General features: G+C 45.5%; 4 protein-coding genes and 3 pseudogenes. 1 reads left to right on the top strand and 6 read right to left on the bottom strand.

All coding sequences use genetic code 11. From position 1 onward, the window contains the following. The 5 genes and pseudogenes from AC6RNO_RS36365 to AC6RNO_RS36345 all read right to left on the bottom strand — a co-directional run. A pseudogene (locus tag AC6RNO_RS36365) lies at positions 1 to 778 on the bottom strand (sensor histidine kinase); the annotation flags it as partial. Positions 779 to 827: 49 nt separating this feature from the next. Then, on the bottom strand, positions 828 to 2,492 hold the full coding sequence (locus tag AC6RNO_RS36360) for a type 2 periplasmic-binding domain-containing protein (protein ID WP_488438787.1): 1,665 nt from the start codon (positions 2,490 to 2,492) through the stop codon (positions 828 to 830). Between the two features lie 251 nt (positions 2,493 to 2,743). Then, a pseudogene (locus tag AC6RNO_RS36355) lies at positions 2,744 to 3,957 on the bottom strand (IS4 family transposase). A gap of 349 nt (positions 3,958 to 4,306) precedes the next feature. After that, on the bottom strand, positions 4,307 to 4,573 hold the full coding sequence (locus AC6RNO_RS36350) for a hypothetical protein (protein ID WP_497108414.1): 267 nt from the start codon (positions 4,571 to 4,573) through the stop codon (positions 4,307 to 4,309). 17 nt (positions 4,574 to 4,590) lie between these two features. Next, positions 4,591 to 5,001 carry a hypothetical protein gene (locus AC6RNO_RS36345; RefSeq protein WP_497108413.1) on the bottom strand — a complete coding sequence of 137 codons (411 nt, stop codon included), beginning with the start codon at positions 4,999 to 5,001 and terminating at the stop codon, positions 4,591 to 4,593. Positions 5,002 to 5,292: 291 nt separating this feature from the next. Here AC6RNO_RS36345 and AC6RNO_RS36340 point away from each other — a divergent pair, with 291 nt between their 5' ends. Continuing rightward, the gene (locus AC6RNO_RS36340; RefSeq protein ID WP_488438789.1) at positions 5,293 to 5,664 is read left to right on the top strand and encodes a hypothetical protein; all 372 of its coding nucleotides are present in this window, start codon (positions 5,293 to 5,295) and stop codon (positions 5,662 to 5,664) included. A gap of 451 nt (positions 5,665 to 6,115) precedes the next feature. On the opposite strand, the pseudogene AC6RNO_RS36335 reads toward AC6RNO_RS36340, so the two are convergent. Then, positions 6,116 to 6,538 (bottom strand): annotated as a pseudogene (locus tag AC6RNO_RS36335) (IS6 family transposase); the annotation flags it as partial. Positions 6,539 to 6,801 lie beyond the last annotated feature (263 nt).

Genomic DNA, 6,801 nt, shown 5'->3' with positions numbered 1-6,801 from the left:
TCACACTTTCCATCAATTGCTCCGCGCTGTGCTGCTTGAACACAGGTGAAGTCTTCAAGCTGAATACCTGTCCGCTCCTTGCTACTACGATCAGCTGGGAGTTTGTGTTCTCCACACTGCTGAACGTTCGAGAAAAGAAATTCGACAGCTTCATCGTTACCTCTAGAATTCCGTTATGTGTTGCGTTGTCCACATATTTGAATTCCTGTAAGTACGTCATGACGAGGTCATTCGGCGATGGTTCGGATTTACCGGTGAGGACGACTTTCTCCTGTACAATCTCCCACCAGGGCAAACCGCTCTGTTTCATCACCTTATCATGCCAAGGCTCGTCCTGAATACGTGATTCCTGTTGGATGACTGGCCAAATCTCATTCACATAAGGGTTGTCCGTGAACAACCGGACATTCGTAATTCGTGGATTGTTGTACAGAAAATATTGAAAGTTTCTGACCACTTCATTCTTAATATGAAGAACACGCGCTGTATCCTGTCGTTGTTGAATTTGCATAAAATCGTTCATTTCCCGATTGGATAACGCAAGATGGCCGGTCCATTCCATCAACTCCACGCTATTCGCAATGTTCGTCTTTTCGACAGCCAGCACATTCTCGTTGTTCTTCGTCAATTCTTTCATTGCCTTGGCGGAATCTTCATTGAGCATATACCAGGAGAATAGAACAACCGGTATGAAGATAACGAACACAAATGACAGAATCAGTTTGACTTGAAGTGAAAGTTTAAATGTATATGCACGTATCCCCGATAACCAACGCATTGCCGCGAATCCCATCTCCTACTTCACGTCCTGTGCTTCCTCTATAGAACTATTGATTGAGCGACTTCAGCTTCTGTACATTTCGTTCATAGGCTGCTTGGCGGCTAACTTCGATGGCTTCTCGCTCGGTAAGGCTGTTCATATATCCGGCGAACAGTTGATCGAATTCAGCATCCGACTTGGACATCAGCAGCTTCGGCAGCGTACTGCCCCAGAGCCAATTGTTTTGGCCTTCCGCAACACCTTCCTTCGTCGTCGTGTCCGGAACCAGATTGTCGAACCAGGTCATGTTGATCGTCTTGCCCCTCGTCCAATCGGCAATTTGTTTGGCAGGCCCAACATCAGGCGGGGCCCATGCTAGATTCATGTTCGTATTCATTAGCATCCAGTACATATAAAAAGCGCCGTATTTGCTATCGAACGCTTTGCGGTCGGTGTTGAGCAGATGCAGGACCTCCGGCAGGAACTGATCTTTGCCTTCTATCGTATCGTAAGTAACGCCCTTCACTCCAAAGAACAGATCCTTGTTCCCCTCTTCGCTGAGCAAATAGCTGAGGAAGGCAATTGCCCGCTTCTTATCCTTGACGTTCTTCGAGATGAGCGTCACCGTCCAACCGGAGATGCCTGGTCCTGTAAGTGTTGGCACATCATGCGCATCATTCGCCGGACCATCAATCGCGATATACACCTTATTCGGGTCCTTCTGATACAACGCTTGGTTGTTCTTTGTAAAATCAGACCACTGATACAGCATGGCAAAATAACGCCCTTGCGATATTTTTTCAGTTATTTGCTTTCGTCCGCCATCAATATAGACATCTGGCGCCATCAGCCCGTCCTCATTCGCCTGGCGGAACACCTTCAGCCATTTCAGATAGGTTGGATCGCTTCGACGATCGTACAGTTTGCCGTTTTTCTGCTGCGGAATTGCTAGGAAGTTCTGAAGCATCTCTTGCAGCGAATAGTTGCCGGTTTCCGTAAATTCAGTCAGGCCGATCGGAATGAGCGGCTGGCCGTCCACTTTCGGAAACTTCTCCTTCGCAGCCTTCAGCGCGCCGAGAAAACCTTCCGGCGTGCTCATATCCGGCTTCCCAAGTGCTTCATACATGTCTTTCCGAACAACAAAGGTCTGATTAGAAGTAAAAAGCTGACCATATTTTTGATAATCCGCAGGGGATGAAGATGCATTCGGGTAGGTATACACATTGCCGTCAGCCTGTGTATACCAGCTAAGCTTCGTGGGGTCTGCGACTTTAAAGAAATAAGGATCATACTGATCCGCTAGCTCATTCAATGGAAGCACCGTATCTACCTTGATCATCTTCAGCACGGCATCCTCGTACCAGCCCAGCGTGATGAAGTCAGGGAGCGACCTTGCTGCAATCATCGTGTTGAGCCTCTCGTTGGCGTTGCCGTCAGGCTTGATAAAGTTCAAGCTGACGCCCGTCTTCTTCGTTATATAATCGGAAACGACGTTGCCTCCCCACTTGCCGCCGAACCAATTGAAATTGATATACCAGTCAAACGTAATCGGTGTCGTGTCCTGCTTCCAGGCAGGCTCATCCGGAGAAGGCTTCGTTTGAGAAGCATCTGCCTCCATAAGATTGGCGTTGGAGTTCGTATGATCCTCAGCAGTGCCCCTAAAACAAGCCGCTAACGTCAAACACGTCATCATAGCTAGCAACAGCATTGCTGATTTACGCATTTTACCCATTCATAATGCTCCTTCGTCTGTTAGGTTGGCGAACTTAATGTCCTATATATAGGGGTGATCTTGCCATAAACAAACAGGCTTTCAGCTGTGCAGAACCCTCCTGCTAGTATAAAGGTTACTGCAAGAAAAAGAAAGAGATTACACTTTAGGTAACTATGATGTTCTAGTTAAGCATATTCCGGTTGTCTCATCTCCTAAACGCGCAGCCATACTCATACCATCTTTAAGCCCACCGATCTTATTTTAATAACTCAAACTTCGCAGCTTGAAATAGGCAGGTAAGCCTTGAGATAACTGGGCAAACCCGCGATCCATTGTTGGAGTTGACATTTAATCAATTTTGAGAGTTTTTTGTTTGCCTTTATTGCCACATCATTAATCAAATCGATGAGTTGCTGCAAGGCAACGACCCAGTCCAAAGTGCTGACCTCATCGCAAAGCAAATAAAACAAACAGCCAAGTGTGCGTGGATCGGTGCTTTGCCGATGCTGCCATGCAAGCAGAATGTATCTGGAAAATACAATCGTCGTGTGACTAACGAGTGAATCATACGAGAGTCCTTGAAACTCCTATAAAAACACCACGAGGACAGGGATACCTGGAACCAATTCTGTCCGGATCGAGCGAAGGATGTTGGCGTTCTTCCCTTCTACTCGCGAAGCTGCCAGATACAAATTCTTCAGGGATAGCCGATTTCCGTTCACGAGGTATCGTTTGTTGTCATTTTTAATCATACCAATGACATGTAGTCCGCGGCCCAGTATTTCTTTAATGAATGGCGCATGGGTAAACCAACTGTCCATTAAGGCGTAAGAGGCTGAGATACCATTGGCAATGGCGCGATCCATCATGGATGCAATCACTTGCGGAGTCGGGAGTAATGATTCTTCACGGCGTTTATAACCGATGGTACGTTTGTCAATTCCCTCTGTAATGCCTTTGATCTGCGACTTCGTAGAACTGAGTAAGGCGAAATCCATGGGGATAAACGAATGGCTGTCCGACCACCCCATCGTAAGCATGCGGAAACCTTTGTAATAGGCTCCGGTAGCGTGATCTCTAAATCTTGCGAGCAATTCCACCGCCTTACTGCGGTTACGAGCAAACATTGAATCATCAAAGATGAATGCAGTGACTCGGTTATCGGAAGTAAGTCGTTCGACTTTCTGAACTGTCGCAGCGCTCAGAGATAAGAGGAACTGCCGCCACGCGAATTTCGTGTGATTTAAAAATCGATAAACGGAGTCTTTGCCGGGAAACGATTCACTTTGGCACTTTCGAGCAGGCGAAACCAATTTTTCTGATGAAACAAAAGCACGAAAACAAGCTGAAAAAGATAGGCCGCCGTAAATCCAAATTTTTTGTTGATTTTCGCGTCTTTTAAATGCTTAAGCACCTGAAGCTCTTTAAAAGCTGGTTTAATTTCCTTTGGTAGTTGATTGCAGGGCTCTTTTTGCTCTATCATATAAAGGACACCTCTTCTGTGTGGTAGTGGGTTGCTCGNTGAAGCTCTTTAAAAGCTGGTTTAATTTCCTTTGGTAGTTGATTGCAGGGCTCTTTTTGCTCTATCATATAAAGGACACCTCTTCTGTGTGGTAGTGGGTTGCTCGACACAATCACTATACCAAACGGAAGCGGTGTTTTTCTATTTTTGCAAGAGATAAATCATTATCCTAGTACAGCTTTATTTATCAAGGGTTTAAGACCAATTTCGCTCTGCGAAGTTTGAGTTACTAAGAATAAAATGCCATCGTTCACCAACATATTCTGATTCGTCGTAATGAAATTCTATTGGGAGCGCCAAACGCTGCTCTCTAACGTTCATAATGGGCCTTGCGGTAAGCTTCACGCAGCCGGCTAACTTGATTCCATCTAAGATGCCCCTCAGCCCTTATTTCAGGCAATAACGGAGTTACTGCCGAAGTGTCTTCTTTTCGCTTGGTTTTTGCATTAGTAATCGCCTTTGTACGAGCATTAAAATCTCGATTGTCATAAGGAAGATTAGGAAGAAGGTACACGGAAAGTGCAGCCTGCTTTTCATCGCTAAACTTCGTACCTAACCATTTTTTCAGGTTAAACATAAAGGTGTTGTACCCAGTTAAAATAGCTTGCCGTTGTCGTCAGAATGATCAGGCAGAATTTGACCTGTTACGTACTGCTCTATGTGCGTTGGCAAAAACTCCTCCATGGCCGATAGCTTATAATGATTGAACAAATCCCGAAATCGAGCATTCAGAGAACTCGTAATATTCATAATCGATTGTGGTGTTAAATTTCGGTCGGACAAACATATCAGCGCTAATGCAAAGTGGTTTGCCCACGGATGTTCTGCACATTGCCGCACAAAATATTTGATATTTTTCTCTTCAACCTTATCCCAGTAGTAATCTCCATTTGAATCAGACAAAAGTAACAGATCCTCCGAGATTTTACCGCAAAGAAGGGTTCCCCAGGTTTTGTCTTGTATTTCTTCTTGTAATTGCACTGCTGTCACTGTGCCAAGCTTCAAAGAACCAGCTACTCTAAGCATACGTTAATATTTATGACAGGCCAAAACTGCGAATGGTGAAGTGAAGAGCGTATGCGTGAATTTCGCCCGTACGGATCTGTGAGGGGTATGGGGTTCAATACTTGAATGGAAAGACCACGCATACTTGACCACTTTTTTACATGCACAGGAAAATGTTTTCATAAAATTACATGATATGGTATAATGAATCCTAGAAGGGTTGAAAACTGTCTAGCATTCATGCCTCTAGAAACTCCTTCATCAAATCCCCTTTTGAAAGGATGGATGTTATTGAAAACGAAGAAGTTAATGGTTCTGATGCTGTCTGTCATGATGCTCTTTATGTTCTCTACCGCTGTACACGCTGATCCGACCCCACTGTCCTCTACAGATACCATTACGGGTCAGGGAACACTGAGAATCACTGGAACTGCGTATTTTAGCGGTTCGCCTGGAGCAGGGGTCATATTTGCGGATGTGTACCGTGTCGTAAATGGCACAGAACAGCTTGTTGAGAAGAGTCGTTCGAATATTTTCAGTAATCCTGCTACCGTTAGTTTCACCATCAACTTCAATACGGTATTTACGCAAGGTACGTACAAAATCAAATATTCTTACGGCGGTTCACTTGATTACTTAAGCACCTATCCCCAATTCCTATAAGAACCCAAAGGACCGCCAGGTAACATCTCCCTGACGGTACGGTCAGCCTGTCGATAAAACTCAACAGGCTGGCTTTTTTTTACTCAAATTCTGAACGACGAAGCCTTAATCAACAGTCTGAAGGTTCGCCCCAGGCGGTTCTATTTTCCTATTCCTCGTCGATCACGACCATCTGGTGGCATTCCAGCTTCGGCACGGTGTCGGAGCACGCCGTCCCGCTGCTCGAACGGCAGCGGTGTCCGCTGCGGCGCAAGGTACTCGCTGGGTTCGCCCTCCCCCCTTCGCGTCCGAGCTAACATACTCTAACGGATTTCATTGCCGTTATTCTCGCTAAAAACATTGTTTGCCCTTCGGACGAGCTGTAGCTGGCTTGCGCCACAAACACCAGAGCAGCAATACCGTCCCGCAAATAACGAAGCGAAAGCCGATCAAATACAGCGGATATTTGATTATGTGGCAAGGACAAAGCCTTTGTAAAGAAACGCTTAGCTGCCGGCATATCACGATTTTCAGATAACATGAAATCAATCGTTTTCCCTATAGAATCAACTGCCCGATATAAATACTTCCATTGACTTTTGATTTTGATGTAGGTTTCGTCCGTACGCCACGAATCGTTTGAGGGTTTCAAATAGCTGCGAATTCGTTTATCTATTTCGGGTCCAAACTCATGGACCCATCTCATGATCGTTGTATGGGATATCTTTAAACCTCGCTCGCTCATCATTTCTACGATGTCTCGATAGCTTAAACTATATTTTAAATACCATCTCACGGTTAGTAAAATGATTGCTGATTCATATTGCTTCCATTTAAATAAATCCAATTTGCACCACAACCTAATCGTTCCGCCTTCTCCATCACGCGTGAGCATCCAATCCATTTGCCCTTGTAACAGTTCTTCGATTTGTTTCTTGAAAGAGGCAGCATCCGTGCGCTAGGCTGTGATCCTCCACTGCGCCGCGTAAGCAAGCCCAGCGTATTCCTGTATCCAACCATCAAAAGTCGGCCTGCTTCAGCTTGTTCTCTGTTACCGCGTCATCCACATCCTTCTGGGTCAAATGCTGGGTAACTAGCTCGGCAGCAACAAGTCTGGCATCTTCACGCGACTTGTCTGCTCGTTCTTCTCTCATCCTT

The organism is Paenibacillus sp. sgz302190, from assembly GCF_059820445.1.
This window is presented reverse-complemented; position numbering and strand designations above follow the sequence as displayed.

What these genes read in the sequence shown, in the direction of transcription:
- AC6RNO_RS36360 (WP_488438787.1), bottom strand. Translation starts at nt 2,492, where the DNA reads ATGGGTAAAATGCGTAAATCAGCAATGCTGTTGCTAGCTATGATGACG.
- AC6RNO_RS36350 (WP_497108414.1), bottom strand. Translation starts at nt 4,573, where the DNA reads ATGTTTAACCTGAAAAAATGGTTAGGTACGAAGTTTAGCGATGAAAAG.